The sequence below is a fragment of the Citrobacter sp. Cf136 genome (assembly GCF_030333815.1).
Lineage (GTDB): Bacteria > Pseudomonadota > Gammaproteobacteria > Enterobacterales > Enterobacteriaceae > Citrobacter > Citrobacter freundii.
In genome coordinates, this window is record NZ_JAOWFE010000029.1 from 560,383 (window position 1) to 580,340 (window position 19,958).

The following is a 19,958-nucleotide window of genomic DNA, read 5'->3' on the forward strand; positions in this document are numbered from 1 at the left end:
GCGATTAACCAAACTCGCGCAGGCGGTGCGCCATTTTACGGAAGAAAGATTCCTGGCTGGCATCGCGATCCTGCTTGCCGGTAATGACGACGGTCGCCGTCGTCCCGGCAGGCCACAAGGTTCCCTGCTGCTCATCAAGACGAATTCGCACCGGCACACGCTGCGCCAGACGCACCCATTCAAGATTGGAATCAATGGTCGCCATACCCTTGGCGTCCCGCGTGCTGCTGGCATTCGTTACGCCAGCCGCCACACTATCAACAGTCCCCTTCAGCACATTATTACTGCCAAGCGGGGTGATTTCAGCGCGATACCCAGGGCGGACGCCTTCCAGTTTGGTTTCTTCCATATACGCCAGCACATAGAAAGAATGCTGTTTGACCAACGCCACCGCCGTGGAACCGCGCGTGATAAATTCGCCGCTATAGACGTTCAGGTTAGTCACCCAGCCGTCTGCTGGCGCGCGAATAACGGTACGTTCCAGATCTAATTTCGCCAGATCGCGGGTCGCTTGCGCCTTCGCAAGCTGGTGTAATACGGTTTGCAGGACGTTGTTTGATTGGTCAATCTCTTCACGAGACATAGCCTGCACGCCCAATCGGTTACGACGACCGGCCTCCTGGCGTTTTTCCTGCGCCAGTACCTGATAATAGGCCACGTCAGCTTCGGCCTGCTCGAGGGCTTTCTTATAGCGTGGCTGGTCGATAGTGAACAGGATCTGATCCTTTTTCACCAGTTGGTTATCATGGATGTTAACGTTGGTAATAAGGCCCGCAACATCCGGCGCAATCGCGACGACATCGGCGCTGAAACGCGCATCACGTGTCCACGGCGACTCGGTGTAGAACACCCATGCGCGGAAAATAGCGATGAAGGCCAGAATGACCAGTATCACGGTAATGGCCGTGCGGGAGAGTTTTCTTGTTAGTGTTTTCACTTCAACCTCAAACGAACAGGCGCGTTATTAAATAGAACAGACAGCAATACAGCGCGGTGTTAAACAGAGCCGGATGCCAGACAAAATCATAGATGCCAGTCGGAACAAGCACCCGGCGCACCAGCCAGAAAATCGCCAGTGACAAAAGTAATTCGAAAAAAATCGGTGGGAAGGACAGACCAAACACCACGATAACGGGAAACAGACTCATGTTGACCTTGGTAACGTAAGAGAGTGCAGATGATAGATTTTCTAGCGTATGTCACCGCAGAGAAGGGCAAGGATGAGCCAGGCGAGAGCGACATAGCCGTTATTTGAATAATAATATATTAACGTAACTGTTATGCTGTTATCTATATTATGTGATCTAAATCACTTTTAAGCCAGAGTGAACAATGGAACGATTAAAACGTATGTCGGTGTTCGCCAAAGTTGTCGAAATGGGCTCCTTCACCGCCGCCGCAAGACAGCTACAAATGAGCGTTTCATCGATAAGCCAGACGGTCTCAAAACTGGAAGATGAGCTACAGGTCAAGCTGCTAAACCGCAGCACGCGTAGCATTGGGCTAACTGAAGCCGGTAAAATATATTATCAGGGCTGCCGGAGAATGCTGCACGAAGCGCAGGATGTTCACGAGCAACTCTATGCCTTTAACAACACGCCCATCGGCACTCTGCGCATTGGCTGTTCTTCAACTATGGCACAAAATGTCCTCGCCGGATTAACCGCCACGATGCTGAAAGAGTATCCGGGATTGACGGTAAATCTGGTGACCGGTATCCCGGCCCCGGATTTAATCGCTGATGGTCTGGACGTGGTTATCCGCGTCGGCGCGTTGCAGGACTCCAGCCTGTTTTCACGCCGTCTGGGAGCTATGCCGATGGTGGTCTGCGCGGCGAAAAGCTATCTCGCACAGTTTGGCACCCCGGAGAAACCTGCCGATCTCAGCAACCACTCGTGGCTGGAATACAGCGTACGCCCGGATAATGAATTCGAGCTCATCGCTCCGGAAGGAATTTCCACCCGCCTGATCCCAGAGGGTCGTTTTGTGACTAACGATCCGATGACATTGGTGCGCTGGCTGGCCGCAGGCGCGGGCATTGCCTATGTACCGCTGATGTGGGTGATCAATGAGATCAATCGTGGCGAAGTGGAGATACTGCTTCCCCGCTACCAGTCGGATCCGCGTCCGGTCTATGCGCTGTATACCGAAAAAGACAAATTGCCGCTCAAGGTGCAGGTGGTGATTAACTATCTGACAGACTATTTTGTCGATGTAGCGCAGCTGTTTCAGGGAATGTACGGTCGGGGAAAAGAGAAATAAAAAAAGTGTAGGCCGGATAAGGCATTGACGCCGCATCCGGAAAGATGCCCGAGCGCACTGGTGCTTATCGGGCATACATCATGATGTTATGCGGTGCCACCCACGGTCAGGTTATCCACCTTCAGCGTCGGCTGGCCCACGCCCACCGGCAGGCTCTGCCCTTCTTTACCGCACACGCCCACCCCGTTATCCAGTTTCAGGTCGTTACCCACCATCGAAATCTGCTGCATCGCTTCGATACCAGAGCCAATCAACGTCGCGCCTTTCACCGGTTTGGTGACTTTACCGTTTTCAATCAGATATGCTTCAGACGTAGAGAACACAAATTTTCCGGAGGTGATATCCACCTGGCCGCCGCCGAAGTTAGGCGCATAAATACCGTATTCAACGGATTCGATGATTTCCTGCGGCGTAGATTTCCCCGGCAGCATATAGGTGTTGGTCATACGTGGCATCGGCAGGTGCGCGTAAGATTCGCGGCGACCGTTACCCGTTGGCGCGACGCCCATCAGGCGCGCATTCAGTTTGTCCTGCATGTAGCCTTTCAGAATACCGTTTTCGATCAACACGTTGTACTGACCCGGCGTGCCTTCATCATCAATAGCCACAGAGCCACGACGGTCCGCCATTGTGCCGTCATCCACCACGGTGCACAGTTCTGACGCTACCAGCTCCCCCATGTGACCGCTGAATACCGAGGTACCACGGCGGTTAAAGTCGCCTTCCAGACCATGACCGACCGCTTCATGCAGCAGAACGCCAGGCCAGCCAGCGCCGAGTACTACTGGCAGCGTACCAGCAGGCGCAGCTACCGCAGAGAGATTAACCAGCGCCATGCGTACGGCTTCTTTCGCCCATGCGTCAGCACGAACTTCACCATCAAGGTCGCCCAGGAAATAGTCATAGCCAAAACGACCGCCGCCACCGCTGGCGCCGCGCTCGCGCTTACCGTCCTCTTCCACCTGTACGCTTACGGACAGGCGTACCAGCGGGCGAACGTCAGCGGCCAGCGTACCGTCGGTCGCTGCTACCAGGATCAGTTCATAAACACCGGTCAGGCTGGCGGTTACTTCCTGGACGCGCTTGTCGGCGGCACGCGCCACGCTGTCTACGCGGCGCAGAATATCCAGTTTCTCTTCGCGGCTCATGCTCTGCAGGGGATCAACCGAGGTGTAAAGCGCCTGATGCTCCACAGCTCCCAGCGTTTTTACTTTGCCGTCACCGCTGTCACGCACGATAGTACGGGCAGCATGAGCACTCTGCTCCAGCGCCAGCAGGCTAATCTGGTCTGCATAGGCAAACCCTGTTTTTTCGCCGCTGATGGCGCGCACGCCAACGCCCTGATCGATATTGTAAGAACCATCTTTAATGATGCGGTCTTCTAAAACCCAGGATTCGTGATAGCTCGACTGAAAATAGAGATCGCCGTAATCAAGACGGCGTTCGGCCAGTTGGCCCAGGATGGCAAACAGATCCTGATGTTTCAGGCCATTTGCCGCTAGCAATTGTTCACTTACCAGGTTCAGACTCATCGTTTTGCTACTCATTAGTTACTGTTGTAGGCCTGATAAAACGCGCCAGCGTCGCCATCAGGCACTTCAATGCCGGATGGCGGCGTGAACGCCTTATCCGGCCTACGGACTGCGGTAGAGGATCTATGTTGAGATTGGGGCAATTACTCGCCCCCGTCAAATTATTGCTGGCTTTCTTTGCGCGGCTGACGCAGAACTTCGTTAATCTGCGGCTTATCGACCGGACCGGTGATGCGATAGCGCAGAATCGACACTTTGCTCCACAATGGTCCCAGAACCTTACTGGCAGCAAACACCGCCGCGCCGACAATCGGATTGACAGCAAACGCAGCGGCAACGCCTACGGTGGCAGAAATTTCCGGCGCGACAATGGCTTCCATATCCAGCTCCCGGCGTACCAGGTTCACCGAGCCTTTCATCGCAATGTCTGCCTCCAGACCGTCCACCAGCGTGTCATCGGTATGCATCACGCCATCTTTGATCCAGGCCGTGCTGCGAATCGAATCGAAATAGAAACCTTCGCTGAAGGTGTCGCTGAAATCAAAACGCAGTTTACGCAGCAACGCATCAAAGCTCAGCAGTCGCAATAGTTGCCCCGCATGTCCGGTGCTGAGTTCAGTAAGCTCACCTTTGCCCAACCGGGTACGCAAAATCCCATTCAGCGAAGCTTCATCTGGATCCCATGGCGGGTTACGCCAGTGCAGGTCATACTCCACGTTGAACGAAGAGTTACGAATCGGGGTCGATACGCCAAAGAAACTGGCAGCGGAGTCAATTTTACTGCCGCTCAGTTTACCCTTCAGTGACGTTCGTTCTTTGCCCGGCGCGTTCACCCACACACCATCGGTGGTCAATCTGGCAAAGCCTGTATCCAACAGACCGTTACTCAGCGTTAGCGTGTCGCCTTTAATCGCCACATCGGCATCAATACGCCCATATTTCTGTCCCCACATCCAGCACTCGGCACAGCGTAACTGAACATCCGGCCAGCCGCGGAAGCTGACGTTGTCCACGGCGGAAAACGGCGAGGCTGGAGTACTATTCAGTGGTGCTTTCGTCGGCGACGCTTTCGCCGCGCTGGGGTTGTAATAAAGATACTTAATATTGGCCAGCCACGGCGCATTATTGCGCATAGCCAGCGTGGCATTTATTTCACGTCCCTGCGCCTGCACGATGGAGCCATTGCTCGCAGGCTCAGACACGATACTCAAATTATTCCACTGCTGACCGCCCAGGGATAACGATGGCGTACGCACCGTGATGCGCTGCGGGAAGTTGGCGTTGGTGCCAACGTTATCTGCTGCGCCTTTCTGGAACAACGCCAGCCATTGCGCGCCATCCATAGGGGGAAGGTTAAGCTCAATACCTTGCTGATCGGGTAACGCGGGCACGGTGCGGCTTTCCGACGTCCAGATTGCGCGGTCAAGCGTCAGTTTCTGATTCAGCAGCCAGCGGCTGTTAAAGTGGTTCTTACTGCCCGCGTTGCCGGTCAGTTCAAAACTGCGCAGATTGCCGTTGGCCTTAACGTTCACCGGTAACGCCTCACCGGCTGCCTTATTCAGCGGAGCAGGTAAGTGACTACTTACATTCTTCAGGTCGCCTTTTAGCTCAATGTCGTAGGTCGGTCCGGCATGATACGGAAGATCGATACCCACCTTGCCATTCCACGCCATGCTGCCGCTTAAGGCATCGTTGACCTGCGCTGGTAAAATCCCCATGCGGGTTGGCTGCCAGTCGCCTTGCAGGTTCACAGCTACCTGATAGGCTTTCGCCCCTTCGGTGGTGGAGAAGTCGACGTTCAGCGGCTGATTAAACCAGTTCGCCGTCATCGGCTCGCTCTTCAGATCGCCGTTGATAAAGCTGAATTTACCATTCAAATTCTTCAGCGTGCTGTCGAGCGGTTTAATAAACAGGCTGTTATTACGCAGGTTGACATCGCCTTTGGCGGTAACCAGCGAGCCGTCTAGCGGAATATCCAGATGTAAGCGAGCATTCACATCGCCGTCAATCTGCAACTGCTCAAGCGTGGCGCCGAGGGAGTCCTTAAGCGGCGTCTCATCAAAATAAGGTCCGACCGCCTTGCCCGGCCCGTTGATATCGGCGTCAATCAGCAGTTTTTCTTTAGCATAGTCGGGAATATTAGCCGTCAGGTTACTGGCCTTCACGCCGCCTAAATTGACGCTATCCGTCTTCATCCACAGACCATCGTTAATGAAGTTCAGTTCAATATTGAGATCGGTTAGCGCAGGCCAGTCGGGCTGGAAAGCAAATTTCGCGTTACGTAGCGGCACCAGAACCTGAAATTGCCCTTCGTTGTGCAGATACGGGAACAGATGCGGGTTACCGCCATACACCAGCGTGGCGTTATCCGCTTCGCCGCCCTGAATAGCGCCGCTGAGGTAGTCAACCAGCTCTTTGCCCATCAAGTTTTCCGGGAAATAGCGCCAGGCCTGAGAGCCGTCGTCGGTGCTAATGCCAGCCAGAATGCCTAACCACGGTTCATCTCCAGTGGGCTGCAGATAGCGAAAACCACCGCGCGCGCGTACCGCTTTCGCTTTAACATCGATGTTGCGCCCATCTAACTGAAAACCTTTATCATTTTTCAGCCAGCTTAGCGTCGCCACGCCGTTCTCTATTTCCAGCGGCGCGCGGAAGACAGTTTCATACGGCATTTTGGCTTGCTTCATGGAGGCGGTGAGCGCCCCATTTTCAACACTGCCCGCAAGCGTACCGGAGAAATGCTCAGCCCCCGGTAACAACTTCCACTGTTTCCAGGCCAGATTGGTCCACGATGACAGGATGCGGGTTTTTTCTGTCGCCTGTAACGGGATATCCAGCGCCAGCACATCTATTTTGCCGCTCGGCTGCGTGGCGCGCCAAATATCACCCAGCGCAGGCGATAACCGGGACGCCATCGGGCGCAGACCTTCTAATCCGGCCAGATCCAGATTGCTGGCACGAATGCGAAGCTCGTCGCTGCGCTTGTTATTCTCACCACCGACTTCCTGCTCAGGGATCCAGGCCAGCGTTAATGCGCCGCTCGGCCAGGGTTTATCATCCATGGTAATACGAGTATCGGGAATAGAGAATTGCCAGCCCGCCTCTTCACGGCTGATGTGCGCCGTCAGATTATCGACGGAGAGCGTGTGCGTACGATTTTCACCCAGCCAGCTGGCACCGCCTTTCTTCAGCCAGACATCCCCCCCGGAGACAACGCCTTTATTGATCGTCATCCATGCTTCCAGGCTAAAACGCGCAGTTTGCAGGGCGACATTGTCCTGCATCCATTTGCCCAACCACGGTTTGACGTCAATGTCGTCTGCCTGCAACCAGACCCGACCATTATTCAATAGCCCATTATCGTCGCGCAGATCCATCCTCACCTGCATAACGCCGTGCTGTCCGGTCAGGCTGGAGAGGCTGACCTGACCCTCGGCGCGATGCCGATTTTTATTGTTCAGCCAGGTAAGCTGTGGGATCGCCAGTTCAGCACGTTGGCCTGAGAGGGTTATAAAGCTGATATGACTGTCGCGTAGATCGAAATGATCAAACTGACGCAGGAAGAGATTGCTGAGATGGTCGGTTTCAATTCCATCTCCGCCTTCACTACGCTGGATAGGAGTATTGGTGCGCAACTGCAGTTGCCAAAAGGTGAGATCGCGAAACTGCCAACGCATGTGCAGCAAACTTTGCCAGACATCCAGCGCCAGCGTGACGCGTTTTACCGAAAATTCTCCCCCATCTTTTAGCTGCGCATGGATATTACGCGCTTCAAGCGTAGGACCGAAATTTTGCCAGCTGGCAGAAAGCTGACTGGCGGAAACAGGTAGACCTGTAGCGGATTCAATCTTGCCAAGAATGGCTGGACGCCAGCTATCAAGATGAGGTAACGCAAGGCGCAGTCCACTGACCAGCAGCGCTGCGATGACAACGAATGCGGCTCCAGTGAGCAGTAATATCCCCGGCAATCGCCTCACGCACCTCTCCTTGTCTACCAAAAAATATGACTCACACCCCTTGAGTGAATATTGCCGGATGACGGCGCTTGCGCCTTATCCGGCCTACATGCGCGGGTGCCACTACACGATTTACATCATGACGACGTCGAACTGCTCCTGGTTATACAGCGGTTCGATTTGTACTTTGACCTGTTTGCCGACAAAGATCTCAACCTCCGCCAGCGCATGTGACTCTTCACCTTTCAGGGTTTCAGCCACTGCCGGAGAGGCATAAACCAGGAAACGATCGGAGTCATATGCATGGTGTACCCGCACGATTTCGCGCATGATTTCATAACATACGGTTTCCACCGTTTTCACCGTACCACGCCCATGGCAGGTTGGACACTCGTTGCACAATACATGTTCCACGCTTTCACGTGTGCGTTTGCGCGTCATCTCCACCAGGCCCAGCTGTGAAAAACCGTTAATGCTGGTTTTTACACGATCCTTGCTCAGAGCCTGCTCCAGGGAGTGCAGTACCCGGCGACGGTGATCTTCATTATTCATGTCGATAAAATCGATAATGATAATGCCGCCGAGGTTACGCAGACGCAGCTGACGAGCAATGGCCTGCGTTGCTTCAATATTAGTATTAAAGATAGTGTCGTCGAGATTACGATGCCCAACAAACGCGCCGGTATTGATGTCGACGGTGGTCATCGCTTCAGTTTGATCGATGATCAGATAACCGCCGGACTTCAGCTCAACTTTGCGTTCCAGCGCGCGCTGGATTTCATTCTCTACATCAAAGAGATCAAAAATAGGCTGACGCCCGCTGTAATGTTCCAGCTTGCTGGTCATCTCGGGGATATATTCCGCCGTAAATTCCAGTAACGCCTCATAGGTCAGACGGGAGTCGACGCGGATGCGGTCAAGCTGCGCATCAGCAAAGTCACGCAACACGCGCTGTGCCAGTGCCAGTTCACCGTACATCTGGTAGCGCGTTTGCGGGCGCTTTTTACGCTCCATGACTTTTGTCCAGACGCGTTTCAGGTAGGCAGCATCCGAGGCCAGATCCTCTTCGCATACGCCTTCTGCCGCCGTGCGAATGATGAAACCACCCTGCTCATCGCAGTAATCCGCCACCACTTTTTTCAGACGTTCGCGTTCCGTTTCGCTTTCGATACGTTGGGATACGCCAACGTGCGAGGCCCCCGGCATAAAAACGAGATAACGGGAAGGAAGCGTGATGTCCGTCGTCAGGCGTGCGCCCTTCGTTCCCAAAGGATCTTTTACCACCTGCACCATCAGATCCTGACCCTGGCGCACCAGTTCAGAAATGTCGCGTACGGTGAACTGTTTTTGTTCTTCACCCGCCACGCATTCGGTGTGCGGCATGATGTCAGAAGCGTGAAGAAATGCGGCTTTATCCAGTCCAATATCTACAAAAGCCGCCTGCATACCCGGAAGTACACGACTTACACGACCTTTGTAGATATTGCCTACGATTCCGCGTCGCGCCTCACGTTCAATATGAATTTCCTGCAGAATACCGCCATCAATGTAAGCCACCCGAGTTTCCGATGGCGTTACGTTTACCAACAATTCAGCCGTCATGTTTATCCCTTTTCTCACGCAGTGCGTTAAAATTGGTCAGCAACTCATACGTTTCTACCAGCGGTAAGCCGACTACGGCGTGATAGCTGCCATTTATCTTCCTGACAAAACAGCCACCCAACCCTTGAATACCGTATGCACCTGCTTTATCCATTGGTTCACCGCTGGCAACATAACCCGCGATGTCCTCATCGGTTAGTGCTCTGAATGTCACTTCCGTCACTACCAGGCAGTCCAGACTGTGCTGGCAATCGGCCAGTGCCACGGCCGTCATAACTTGATGCGTTTTGCCCGACAGTTTGCGCAGCATTGCTGCGGCGTGGGCAGCGTCGTGCGGTTTTTCCAGCACTTCGCCATTAAGGATAACGATGGTATCCGCACCCAATACCGGCAAATCGCGCGGTGCCAGCGCTACACCAGCCTGCGCTTTTTCGCGCGCCAGACGGGAAACGTACTGCTGCGCACTTTCCTGCGGGTGCCGCTGTTCTTCAATCCCAGGGATCAGTCGTTCAAACGTAACACCAAGCTGAGCGAGCAACTCCTGACGACGTGGAGAACCTGAAGCAAGATACAGAGTATTCATATCAACCTTATTGCACCGCAAACTGCTGACGGACTTTACGCATCAGTAAGAATAGCCATGGCCAAAGCACGCCATTCACTACACTACTCCAGAACACTTCAGGTCTGAAAGAGACGTTGATCACTAAAAACTCGGCCCAGAAAACAATAATATCCACGACCAGTGATAACAACATGACCACCAGCGCCTGTTGCCAGAGCGCGAGGTTTCGGAATAGCTGGAATTTCAGCGCGACCAGATAAGCAATGATACTCATCGACAATGCGCGCACGCCAAGCGTGGAGCCGCTGATGAGATCCAGTATGGCACCCACCACAAATCCCGTGCCCACATTTACGCGATGCGGCAGCGCCAGGATCCAATACAACAAGATGAGCAGTACCCAGTTTGGCCGGAAAACCAGAATGTCATCCGGCCAGGGCATGACTTGCAGCAACAGTGCAATAAGGAACGAGAGCCAAATCACCCAACGTCCCTGGCTACGATAGCTTGCCACTTACTGTCCTCCCGGCTTACGCGGAGCAGGTTGTGGCGGCGTGGTATCCACAGGCGCAGGAGTCACACCTGTTGCAGGAGTTGGCACTGGCGCAGGCGGCCCCATGGCATCTGGTGCTGGCAGAACTTGCGGCATCATTTGCATCAGACGTTCATTGGCAACGCGGTGTACTTCTTCCGGCGTCATCGGGTTCGCGCCATTACGATCGGCACCCCACAACAGCAACAGATAGCGCAAACGCTGCAGACCCGCGGTCGGGCGAGCCTGAATCACGGTATAAGCGCGCTGAGTGTCCAGCTTAACGGAAGAAACAACAGCAACCGGATAACCTTCAGGGAAACGTCCGCCCAGACCCGAGGTGACCAGCACATCGCCAACGCGAATGTCGGTATTGGCCGGCAGGTGTTCGAGCTGAAGATCGTCAGTGCAGCCGTTACCCGCAGCGATCACGCGAATATCGTTACGCAGAACCTGAATGGGCAGCGCATGCGTCGCATCGCAAATCAGCAGCACGCGGCTCGTCAGTTTAGCCACCGCCACGACCTGACCCACAACGCCTTTGTCACTAATAACCGGCTGACCTTCGTAGACGCCGTTAACGCTCCCTTTGTCGATCACCACCTGATCGCTGTAAGGGTCATTAACCGTTGAGATGACTTGCGTCACCATCTTTTGTTCGTCCTGACGCAATGGCGATCCCAGCAGCTCGCGCAAACGCGCGTTCTCCTGTTTGTATTGCCCCAGCATCAGCAGTTCGCTATTTTTCAGCAGCAGTTCCTGACGCAATGCCCGGTTTTCAAGTTCGAGTTGGTCACGCGAAGCCAGCGTTTGCGACACGCCGTCGAGTAATTCACGAGGACCATTTGAGATAAAGTAGAAAGGACTGACGGCGGTATCCATGTACGTTCGGATTTGACTAAACGTACCCAAGCGGCTGTCGGCAATAATAACGCCGAGCGCCACCAGCACCGCCAGAATAAGGCGAATCTGTAGCGAAGGGCCACGGCTAAAAATTGGCTTCATAGTCTATGCGTATTCTCGTATCAGAGCGGAAGGGCAACCCGCGGGGGCTACCCAACCTGCATCCGATTACTCTTCGCTGAACAGGTCGCCGCCGTGCATGTCGATCATTTCCAGCGCCTTGCCGCCGCCGCGCGCCACGCAGGTCAGCGGATCTTCAGCAACAACAACTGGAATACCGGTTTCTTCCATTAACAGACGGTCAAGGTTACGCAGCAGCGCACCGCCACCGGTCAGCACCATACCGCGTTCGGAGATGTCAGACGCCAGTTCCGGCGGGCACTGTTCCAGTGCAACCATTACCGCGCTAACGATACCGGTCAGCGGTTCCTGCAGGGCTTCCAGAATCTCGTTGGAGTTCAGGGTAAAGCCGCGCGGAACGCCTTCAGCCAGGTTACGACCGCGAACTTCGATTTCGCGCACTTCGTCGCCCGGATAAGCGGAACCGATCTCGTGTTTAATACGTTCTGCGGTCGCTTCACCGATCAGAGAACCGTAGTTACGACGAACATAATTAATGATGGCTTCATCAAAGCGGTCGCCGCCAATACGAACAGAAGAGGAGTAAACCACGCCGTTCAGGGAGATAACGGCAACTTCAGTGGTACCACCACCGATATCAACAACCATTGAACCGGTTGCTTCAGAAACTGGCAGACCCGCACCGATCGCAGCCGCCATCGGCTCTTCGATCAGGAAGACTTCACGAGCACCTGCGCCCTGAGCTGATTCACGGATCGCACGGCGTTCAACCTGAGTTGCTCCAACCGGTACACACACCAGTACGCGCGGGCTTGGGCGCATGAAGCTATTGCTGTGCACTTGCTTGATAAAGTGCTGGAGCATTTTTTCAGTCACGAAGAAGTCAGCGATAACGCCGTCTTTCATTGGGCGAATTGCAGCGATATTGCCCGGCGTACGACCCAGCATCTGCTTCGCATCATGACCTACTGCAGCCACGCTTTTCGGCGAACCGGCACGATCCTGACGAATGGCCACAACAGAAGGCTCATTCAATACGATGCCTTGTCCTTTTACATAAATAAGGGTATTCGCGGTACCCAGGTCAATGGACAGGTCATTGGAAAACATGCCACGAAATTTTTTCAACATACTAAGGGATAATCCTGAAAGCTGGGGCGGAAAACAAAATCCGCTTACTTTACCAACCACACGCAGCAGCGACAAGGCGCAAAAATCATCTGCTACGGTGAAAATTAGTGCAGTTCGTTTCCTTTGTTACAAAACCGGCCTGAGTCCATCAGGGCTGAATAAATCAGCAGCACTCCTCGCTTTTGTTTGCAACCTGTCAAAGGTCATTCACCTGCATGTTTGCTGTTACAACCTGGCGAGCAGGCAAGCACACCCCCAGAAGGCACAGCGCGCGTTATTCTACGTGAAAACAAATTAAACGGCAGGTTAAACCGAGTATCTTTGCGAATATTTTTTCACGTTAGTGTCAAGTGGTTGTGATGCAGCAAAAAAATCCCCTTGCCCACCCGCAACTCCGCGTTCTGTCAGCGTATGCCACTCACTACGCGAACGTACGCCCGTAGCGTAAACCTGCGTGGGTGTTCCCGAACAGGCCTCCACCAGGCTTTGAACCAGAAGCTGATTTTCCGTTCGCTTATCAATGTTCCTCACCAGACTTGGATGCAGCTTCAATAACTCAACGTTAAGCTCTTTAATCCAACTGGTGCTCACCAGCGTTAACCCCGCCTGCGTAACGGCAATACGCACGCCCAGCGCATTCATCAATCTGATGACGGGCTGTAACCGGCTGATATGTTGACAGACATCTGCCTCAGCAAGTTCAATAATTATGCGTTTGCGTAATGATTTTTCGCACTGCATCAGCGTATCACGCAGCCAGCGCTGAAAACGTGGGCGAATAAGCGATTCAACCGTTATCTGCATCGCCAGATTTTCCTGCGGCCAGTAACCCAAAAGCAGGGTCAGACGGCTTATCTGCAAACGGTCATACTCTTCAGCCAGGCCAAATTGAAGGACCATCGGCATATATTCCGCCGAAATGACCTCTTCGTTACCATCAAAAATACGGCACATCAGCTCCCGATGGTGCACCCGCCCTTCACGGGTTACTGCAGGCTTTTGATAAATTCTCGGCCCGCCCCGGCTGAGCATCTGTTCGATCAGCGTTCGCCAGCGTACGTTGCCCCGACCTTTTTCCGGCAGCGAGTCATCATAGACCGACCAGCTATTTCCGCCCTGCAATACCGAATTCCGCGTGGCGGCTTCAGCATGATCCATCACTTGCTCCGGCGACTGACCGCTGCGGCAAACGCAAATGCCAATATGAACCATATCGGCACGATCGATCATTTTATTAGTCGGAAGTGCATCTACCGCTTTTAATAATTGCCCGGCAATACTTTCCGCCTCTTTCAACGTGCGGTGTGGCAGCAGGATGGCAAAATCGCTACGGTGGTAACGCGCAAGCAACGCGCCCGGATAGCGCGTCATAAAAGTCGACAACAAATTGATCAGCGTCGAGATTTGTTCTTCCGCGAGGGTGATTCCCCAGCTATCGCGCAGCAGCGTAAAGTCCGGCAGGCGTACCATCATCACGACGCCATGCGAGCCTACTTTTTCCTGATCTTCCAGCAGCGTGGCCAGTTGGTTATCAAAGAACAGGCGGTTGCTTAGCCCAGTTTTTGTATCCTGCGCGACATAGGAACGAATCAGCGTATCCAGGCGGCTGCGTTGCTCGCGAGCATTTTGAATTTCAGTCAGCAGCATATCGAGCGCACTGCTGGTGCGCGCAGGCCATTCATAGACCGTTCCCCGCACGTTCGGCCCACGTTCGCCGTTCAGAATACGTGTGGAACGAATCTCCAGCAGCTCCTGACCCGAAAGCTGGCGCTGAAGCCAGCGCACAGACAAAAAGAGCATCAGAATAATGAAAGCAATGGCTATCGTGAGCGGTGCGGTGGTCAGCAGCGAATGGAAATAGTTACCCATCGGATCCTGATAAACCAGACGCAATGACATGCCCGGATGCTTGACCAACGGTACGGTGATCTCGCGGTAGAGATTGTTCGTCCCTGCCGGTCGGTAGCTACTGGTGCGCGAGTGGTCATACACCACGTGTTCGCCCTGCAACAGTTCGATGCGCACGATATCAACAGAAACCATCAGCTCATCGATTTGCGGGGTTAACGCAACGACATCTCTGGAGACCAGATGCGTATCAATCGCCGTCGCGACCGCCTGCACGCGCGTGGTGAACTTATATTGAATAGCGTTATAGAAACTCAGCGAACAGCCGATCAGAGTCACGAAGATCGTTAACCCAGTAAGCAGCGTGACAAAAGCTGAAAATTTCGTCGTTAATCGCATCCTTGTGTTAACTCCGACAGTTATGAAACAGGCCTGAAAGTGATAAAGCGACCCAAAAATGCAAAACTGAACGCAAAATCCGTCCATTTATACATACAGTGTGGGCATACTACCAAATCAGGTATATCTGGCAATTTATTGCGCAGAATCGGCATCATGTTTTGATTAGCGAGTATAGTCTTCATTAATAATTTTCCAATCCACTATACGAATTGAGGACAGGTTATGCAGGCTTTGATCTTAGAACAGCAGGACGGAAAAACCCTCGCATCCGTTCAACCCCTCGACGAAAATCAGCTACCTGAAGGCGATGTTACGGTGGATATCCACTGGTCAAGCCTGAACTATAAAGATGCTCTGGCTATCACTGGCAAGGGTAAAATCATTCGTAATTTTCCGATGATTCCTGGTATCGATTTCGCCGGTACCGTGCGTGCAAGCGAAGATCCCCGTTTTCATGCGGGTCAGGAAGTGTTACTGACCGGCTGGGGCGTGGGTGAAAATCATTGGGGTGGACTGGCAGAGCGCGCACGCGTGAAAGGCGACTGGCTGGTTGCGCTGCCAAAAGGACTGGATGGGCGTAAAGCCATGGTCATCGGTACCGCCGGCTTTACCGCTATGCTGTGCGTAATGGCGCTTGAAGATGCAGGTATTCGCCCGCAAGACGGTGAAATTGTCGTCACCGGCGCCAGCGGCGGCGTGGGCAGCACAGCCGTTGCGTTACTGCATAAGCTGGGTTATCAGGTTGCGGCGGTTTCGGGCCGTGAAAGCACCCACGACTACCTGAAAAGCCTGGGCGCTAACCGTATTCTTGGCCGCGATGAGTTTGCCGAGTCTCGTCCGCTGGAAAAACAGCTGTGGGCTGGCGCGGTGGATACCGTTGGCGACAAAGTTCTGGCAAAAGTTCTGGCGCAGATGAACTACGGTGGCTGCGTTGCCGCCTGCGGCCTGGCGGGTGGTTTCGCTCTGCCGACCACGGTGATGCCATTCATTCTGCGTAACGTTCGTTTGCAAGGAGTGGACTCGGTGATGACCCCGCCGGCACGCCGTGCAGAGGCCTGGGCGCGTCTGGTTAAGGATCTGCCGGAATCTTTCTATGCTCAGGCGGCAACGGAAATTACGCTGGCTGATGCGCCGAAGTTCGCCGATGCCATCATCAATAACCAGGTGCAAGGCCGTACGCTGGTGAAGGTGAAGTAACAGGCCCTGGCGCAGAAATTTACACTTAATTAACCAAATTTCGCGGCACATCTACAGACTCCCTGCCATATTAACTACGCGTCCCCTGTCAGTTATGACGCGTAAGCCGGGAGTCTGTTATGAAGAAATTACGTCCATTTACAGAAGCCGACGTCACTGACGAGTCGGCTTTTTTTATGCAGCGTCGCCAGGTGCTGAAAGCACTAGGGATCAGCGCAGCCGCGTTGTCTTTACCCCACTCTGCTCAGGCTGACCTTCTGAGTTGGTTTAAGGGTAATGACCGCCCGCCCGCACCTGCAGGTAAGCCGCTTGATTTCAGTAAGCCCTCCGCCTGACAAAATTCACTTCCTTTAACGCCTGCGGATAAGGTTTCTGGCTACAACAACTTCTACGAGTTCGGTCTCGATAAAGCGGATCCGGCAGCCAATGCAGGCAGCCTGAAAACCGATCCGTGGACGTTGCAAATCAGTGGCGAGGTGGCAAAACCACTCACCCTCGATCACGATGCGCTGACCGCCCGTTTCCCGCTGGAAGAACGGATTTATCGGATGCGCTGCGTGGAAGCCTGGTCAATGGTCGTGCCGTGGATCGGCTTTCCGTTACATAAACTGCTGGCGCAGGTTGAACCCACCAGCAACGCAAAGTATGTCGCGTTCGAAACGCTGTACGCACCGGATGATATGCCGGGACAGAAAGATCGCTTTATTGGCGGCGGGCTAAAATATCCCTATGTTGAAGGACTGCGTCTGGATGAAGCAATGCACCCACTCACACTGCTTACTGTGGGGGTTTATGGTAAGGCCCTTCCGCCACAAAATGGCGCGCCCATTCGCTTAATTGTGCCGTGGAAATATGGATTTAAAGGCATTAAGTCGATCGTGAGTATCAAACTCACGCGCGAACGCCCTCCGACAACCTGGAATCTGGCCGCGCCCAATGAATACGGATTTTATGCCAACGTGAATCCGCATGTCGATCACCCCCGCTGGTCCCAGGCCACTGAGCGTTTTATTGGCGCAGGCGGTATCCTGGACGTACAGCGTCAGCCCACGCTGATGTTTAACGGCTATGCCGAAGAGGTTGCATCACTGTATCGCGGACTCAATTTGCAGGAGAATTTTTAAGTGCGTCTGACCGCAAAGCACATTATCGCGATGAAAGTTTGCCTGCATCTTGCCGGTTTATTGCCGTTTATCTGGCTATTTTGGGCGGTAAATCACGGCGGCCTGAGCGCCGATCCGGTCAAAGATATCCAGCACTTTACCGGTAGGACAGCTCTGAAATTCTTGCTGGCGACCTTGCTGGTCTCTCCACTCACGCGCTACGCTAAACAGCCATTATTGATACGCACACGTCGTCTGTTAGGGCTATGGTGTTTCGCCTGGGCAACGCTGCATTTAACCAGCTACGCGTTACTGGAGCTGGGCATTAATAATCTGGCGTTATTAGGGCGGGAATTACTTACGCGACCTTATTTAACATTGGGCATTGCTAGCTGGGTCATATTATTCGCCCTCACTTTAACATCTACGCAAGCTGCACAGAGAATGCTGGGTAAAAACTGGCAGTATCTGCACAACTTCGTCTATCTTGTGGCGATCCTGGCACCCATACATTATTTGTGGTCGGTAAAAATTATCTCCCCTCAACCGATTATTTATGCAGCGCTCGCGGCGGTGCTGCTAGCGTGCCGTTACAAGAAGTTTCGCCAGTGGTGGCGGTAGTTTCACGTTATGTGCAGTGCGTTGCAAAACACGGACGATCCGATTTTCTTTACATGTTAACGGTTGATTATCTTCCCTGATAAGACCAGTATTTAGCTGCCAATTGCTACGAAATAGTTATAATGTGCGACTTTGCTATCCCCGGTAGCGTTTTTAAAGCGCTGAAAGGGTGACAATCGCATATTGAAGGTATATTTTGTCTTTTACCCGAAAATGGCAGAAGATAGCCGCACAATGACTAACAAGTCTGGCAATCTCATTTAATGGCAGCAGCACCCAGTGCAGCGCCTGAGATGCGTGGCATCTTGTCACTCACTGTTATAAAAATGCTATACAGACGGCGGTAAAACGCTTGTCACAATCTCACTAAACAAAGAGTACGGAACCCACTCATGGATATTCGTAAGATTAAAAAACTGATCGAGCTGGTTGAAGAATCAGGCATCTCCGAACTGGAAATTTCTGAAGGCGAAGAATCTGTACGCATCAGCCGTGCAGCGCCAGCTGCAAGTTTTCCGATGATGCAACAGGCTTATGCTGCACCAGTGATGCAGCAGCCAGCTCTGTCTAACGCTGTCGCACAAACTGCCTCTCCAAGTATGGAAGCTCCGGCAGCAGCGGAAATCAGTGGTCACATCGTACGCTCCCCAATGGTTGGTACGTTCTACCGCACCCCGAGCCCGGATGCGAAAGCGTTCATCGAAATCGGCCAGAAAGTGAATGCGGGCGATACCCTGTGCATCGTTGAAGCCATGAAAATGATGAACCAGATCGAAGCCGACAAATCCGGCGTAGTTAAAGCGATTCTGGTAGAAAGCGGACAACCGGTAGAATTTGACGAGCCGCTGGTCGTCATCGAATAACGAGGCGAACATGTTGGATAAAATTGTTATCGCCAACCGCGGCGAGATTGCCTTGCGTATTCTTCGTGCCTGTAAAGAACTGGGCATCAAGACTGTCGCGGTGCATTCAAGCGCGGATCGCGATTTAAAACACGTATTGCTGGCGGATGAGACGGTCTGTATTGGCCCGGCAGCATCCGTAAAAAGCTATCTGAACATCCCGGCTATCATTAGCGCTGCTGAAATCACTGGCGCGGTGGCAATTCACCCGGGTTATGGCTTCCTCTCTGAGAACGCCAACTTTGCTGAACAGGTAGAACGTTCCGGCTTTATCTTCATCGGCCCGAAAGCCGACACCATCCGCCTGATGGGTGACAAAGTGTCTGCAATCACCGCGATGAAGAAAGCAGGTGTACCAACAGTCCCAGGCTCTGACGGCCCGCTGGGTGATGACATGGACGCTAACCGCGCTCATGCTAAACGCATCGGTTATCCGGTTATCATCAAAGCCTCCGGCGGCGGCGGCGGTCGCGGTATGCGCGTCGTGCGCAGCGATGCCGAACTGGCACAATCCATCTCCATGACCAAAGCGGAAGCGAAAGCGGCTTTCAACAACGACATGGTTTACATGGAGAAGTACCTGGAAAACCCACGCCACATCGAGATTCAGGTGCTGGCAGACGGTCAGGGTAACGCAATTTATCTGGCAGAGCGTGACTGCTCCATGCAGCGTCGTCACCAGAAAGTTGTCGAAGAAGCACCAGCACCGGGCATTACTCCGGAACTGCGTCGCTACATCGGCGAGCGTTGCGCCAAAGCCTGTGTTGATATCGGCTATCGCGGGGCGGGTACTTTCGAGTTCCTGTTCGAAAACGGCGAGTTCTACTTCATCGAGATGAACACCCGTATTCAGGTTGAACACCCGGTAACCGAAATGATCACCGGCGTTGACCTGATCAAAGAGCAACTGCGCATCGCAGCGGGTCAACCGCTGTCCATCAAGCAGGACGAAGTTGTGGTTAAAGGCCATGCGGTAGAATGCCGTATCAATGCCGAAGACCCGAACACCTTCCTGCCAAGCCCAGGTAAAATCACGCGTTTCCACGCGCCGGGTGGTTTTGGTGTGCGTTGGGAGTCTCATATTTACGCAGGCTACACCGTACCTCCGTACTATGACTCAATGATCGGTAAGCTGATCTGCTATGGCGAAAACCGCGACGTCGCTATCGCCCGTATGAAAAACGCCTTGCAGGAACTGATCATCGACGGTATCAAAACCAACGTTGACCTGCAGATCCGTATCATGAATGACGAGCACTTCCAGCACGGTGGAACCAATATCCACTATCTGGAGAAAAAACTCGGACTTCAGGAAAAGTAA

General features: G+C 53.4%; 15 protein-coding genes and 1 pseudogene. 6 read left to right on the forward strand and 10 right to left on the reverse strand.

The window, feature by feature from the left end; all coding sequences use genetic code 11:
* Positions 1 to 4: 4 nt before the first annotated feature.
* Both aaeA and aaeX read right to left on the reverse strand, forming a co-directional pair.
* A complete protein-coding gene (aaeA, locus tag OGV98_RS03270; protein ID WP_003025174.1) occupies positions 5 to 937 on the reverse strand; it encodes a p-hydroxybenzoic acid efflux pump subunit AaeA in 933 nt (310 codons plus the stop codon).
* A gap of 7 nt (positions 938 to 944) precedes the next feature.
* Positions 945 to 1,148, reverse strand: coding sequence for a p-hydroxybenzoic acid efflux pump operon protein AaeX (aaeX, locus tag OGV98_RS03275; protein ID WP_003025177.1), 204 nt, complete (start codon positions 1,146 to 1,148; stop codon positions 945 to 947).
* A gap of 184 nt (positions 1,149 to 1,332) precedes the next feature.
* On the opposite strand from aaeX, the gene aaeR reads away from it, so the two are divergent.
* Positions 1,333 to 2,262 carry an HTH-type transcriptional activator AaeR gene (gene aaeR, locus OGV98_RS03280; protein WP_003839896.1) on the forward strand — a complete coding sequence of 310 codons (930 nt, stop codon included), beginning with the start codon at positions 1,333 to 1,335 and terminating at the stop codon, positions 2,260 to 2,262.
* A gap of 86 nt (positions 2,263 to 2,348) precedes the next feature.
* On the opposite strand, the gene tldD is transcribed toward aaeR, so the two are convergent.
* From tldD to csrD, 8 genes are all read right to left on the reverse strand, one after another.
* Entirely contained in the window at positions 2,349 to 3,794 is a 1,446-nt protein-coding gene (tldD, locus tag OGV98_RS03285) for a metalloprotease TldD (protein WP_003025183.1), read from the reverse strand.
* Positions 3,795 to 3,955: 161 nt separating this feature from the next.
* The gene (gene yhdP, locus OGV98_RS03290; RefSeq protein WP_058842409.1) at positions 3,956 to 7,771 is read right to left on the reverse strand and encodes an AsmA2 domain-containing protein YhdP; all 3,816 of its coding nucleotides are present in this window, start codon (positions 7,769 to 7,771) and stop codon (positions 3,956 to 3,958) included.
* Between the two features lie 111 nt (positions 7,772 to 7,882).
* Positions 7,883 to 9,352: a ribonuclease G gene (gene rng, locus OGV98_RS03295; protein WP_003025190.1), complete on the reverse strand. Its 1,470-nt coding sequence runs from the start codon at positions 9,350 to 9,352 to the stop codon at positions 7,883 to 7,885.
* Positions 9,342 to 9,935, reverse strand: coding sequence for a Maf family protein (locus OGV98_RS03300; RefSeq protein WP_003839891.1), 594 nt, complete (start codon positions 9,933 to 9,935; stop codon positions 9,342 to 9,344). Before OGV98_RS03300 ends, rng begins: the two co-directional genes overlap by 11 nt.
* A gap of 7 nt (positions 9,936 to 9,942) precedes the next feature.
* Complete coding sequence (gene mreD / locus OGV98_RS03305; protein ID WP_003025196.1) at positions 9,943 to 10,431, reverse strand: rod shape-determining protein MreD; 489 nt, start codon at positions 10,429 to 10,431, stop codon at positions 9,943 to 9,945.
* Positions 10,432 to 11,454, reverse strand: coding sequence for a rod shape-determining protein MreC (gene mreC / locus OGV98_RS03310; protein WP_003025198.1), 1,023 nt, complete (start codon positions 11,452 to 11,454; stop codon positions 10,432 to 10,434).
* Between the two features lie 66 nt (positions 11,455 to 11,520).
* Positions 11,521 to 12,564: a rod shape-determining protein MreB gene (gene mreB, locus OGV98_RS03315; protein ID WP_000913396.1), complete on the reverse strand. Its 1,044-nt coding sequence runs from the start codon at positions 12,562 to 12,564 to the stop codon at positions 11,521 to 11,523.
* 306 nt (positions 12,565 to 12,870) lie between these two features.
* Positions 12,871 to 14,811 (reverse strand): RNase E specificity factor CsrD, encoded by a 1,941-nt coding sequence (gene csrD, locus OGV98_RS03320; RefSeq protein ID WP_003839888.1) that lies wholly within the window; start codon positions 14,809 to 14,811, stop codon positions 12,871 to 12,873.
* Positions 14,812 to 15,036: 225 nt separating this feature from the next.
* Here csrD and acuI point away from each other — a divergent pair, with 225 nt between their 5' ends.
* The 5 genes and pseudogenes from acuI to accC all read left to right on the forward strand — a co-directional run bounded on the left by acuI (position 15,037) and on the right by accC (position 19,958).
* The gene (acuI, locus tag OGV98_RS03325) at positions 15,037 to 16,011 is read left to right on the forward strand and encodes an acrylyl-CoA reductase (NADPH) (protein WP_016151069.1); all 975 of its coding nucleotides are present in this window, start codon (positions 15,037 to 15,039) and stop codon (positions 16,009 to 16,011) included.
* Between the two features lie 119 nt (positions 16,012 to 16,130).
* Positions 16,131 to 17,135: pseudogene (gene msrP, locus OGV98_RS03330) on the forward strand (protein-methionine-sulfoxide reductase catalytic subunit MsrP).
* Positions 17,136 to 17,735 carry a protein-methionine-sulfoxide reductase heme-binding subunit MsrQ gene (msrQ, locus tag OGV98_RS03335; protein WP_044714547.1) on the forward strand — a complete coding sequence of 200 codons (600 nt, stop codon included), beginning with the start codon at positions 17,136 to 17,138 and terminating at the stop codon, positions 17,733 to 17,735.
* A gap of 392 nt (positions 17,736 to 18,127) precedes the next feature.
* Positions 18,128 to 18,598 carry an acetyl-CoA carboxylase biotin carboxyl carrier protein gene (accB, locus tag OGV98_RS03340; protein WP_003025210.1) on the forward strand — a complete coding sequence of 157 codons (471 nt, stop codon included), beginning with the start codon at positions 18,128 to 18,130 and terminating at the stop codon, positions 18,596 to 18,598.
* 10 nt (positions 18,599 to 18,608) lie between these two features.
* Complete coding sequence (gene accC, locus OGV98_RS03345; protein WP_003025213.1) at positions 18,609 to 19,958, forward strand: acetyl-CoA carboxylase biotin carboxylase subunit; 1,350 nt, start codon at positions 18,609 to 18,611, stop codon at positions 19,956 to 19,958.